The following is a 1,313-nucleotide window of genomic DNA, read 5'->3' as shown; positions in this document are numbered from 1 at the left end:
TGTCTTTTCCTGATTTAGCTAGACGCTTTTTCTTTTTATAACCGATATCAGTAGACGGTTCTTGGAATGTTGTACTGGTTCAGTAGTCACTTCTTCCCAAGCCCTGCTGATATAGTAGACACAGCAAAGTGAGTTGTCCTGATTCTGTTGACAGTCATCCTGCTGCATTTGCAGAGCCCGTGCTTGCTTGTCCGGCAAGACTGGGTGCCCCTAAAAGAGGCATTCTGTCTTTGTCAGGTGCGCTGTCCTGCGCCTTCGCCCGGACTTGCTGTCCGGCTTTGCAAAGATATTGCATCCTTCTTTTTATTGCTACTTGTGGAAGGATATTTTTTCTTCTTCCACATTTTCTTCTGTATTCCCTTCTCCAGATGCGCCACAGCAGGTATTTTATACCCGATACTCATATGCGGTCTGCGATGGTTATAGAAATGTATGTAGCGAGCTATGACATTTCTTGCATGCCCGATGTCGTTGAACCGGCCTCGAGGATGGCTGCTTTCCGCCTTAATAATCCCGTTGATACGTTCCGCAACGGCATTGTCGGTGGGTTTGTAGTCTTCCGTCATACTGATGGCAATGCCATGTTTCTGAAGAAGTGCCACGTATGGGTCGCAACAGTATTGTACGCCACGGTCCGAGTGATGTATCAGGCCCGTAAGATTTTCATCTCCTGTCATTTCAACAGCCTGCTCTATAGCCTGTTGCAATGCATTGATGGTTGCCGATACCCGTAAGGTGTCGGCAAGCACCCATCCCACTATCTTATGGGAGTAGGCATCCGTAATCAGATGCAGATAACAGACTTCACCATTGGCAAGTGGTATATAAGTAATGTCGCTGACCCACAACTGGTTGGCTGAAGTCAAGGTCAGTCCTTTGATTAGGTTCTTCCACTTGTGGTAGCGATGGTTGGAGTTCGTCGTATGCCGGGTCTTGCGGGCAGGAAGCATCAAGCGGTGTTGCCGGAGCAATGCATAAAAGCTGTCCCGCCCAGGCATGAACCCGGCTCCAAAAAGCACGGTGAGCATAATCCACAGTTTGTAACAGCCTATACCCGGATCTTCGATACGGATATCACGGACAGCATCCAGCATGAGACGTTCCCTATGTATCTGACTCTCAATGTCAGCCTTTGACTGGTAGTAGGCTTGACGACAATGGCCAAACAGACGGCAGGCCAACGCAACTTTCAGGTTGCGCTGACTGACCAGTTCCGTTACGATTTGGCCCCAGATTTTTTTCTGATAGGGATGTTGAAGAGTTCTTCAGCACGCGTAATCATCAACTCACGGGCTTCTGTTTCCAGCTTGGAG

1 protein-coding gene is annotated in these 1,313 nt (G+C 48.6%); it reads right to left on the bottom strand.

The genetic code is table 11. The features are described 5' to 3' along the window. Window positions 1-233 precede the first annotated feature (233 nt). Window positions 234-1,193 carry an IS3 family transposase gene (locus DXD78_RS20900; protein WP_227224309.1) on the bottom strand — a complete coding sequence of 320 codons (960 nt, stop codon included), beginning with the start codon at window positions 1,191-1,193 and terminating at the stop codon, window positions 234-236. Window positions 1,194-1,313: the final 120 nt, after the last annotated feature.

The sequence above is a fragment of the Bacteroides sp. D20 genome, assembly GCF_003436255.1.
GTDB lineage: Bacteria > Bacteroidota > Bacteroidia > Bacteroidales > Bacteroidaceae > Bacteroides > Bacteroides uniformis.
This window is presented reverse-complemented; position numbering and strand designations above follow the sequence as displayed.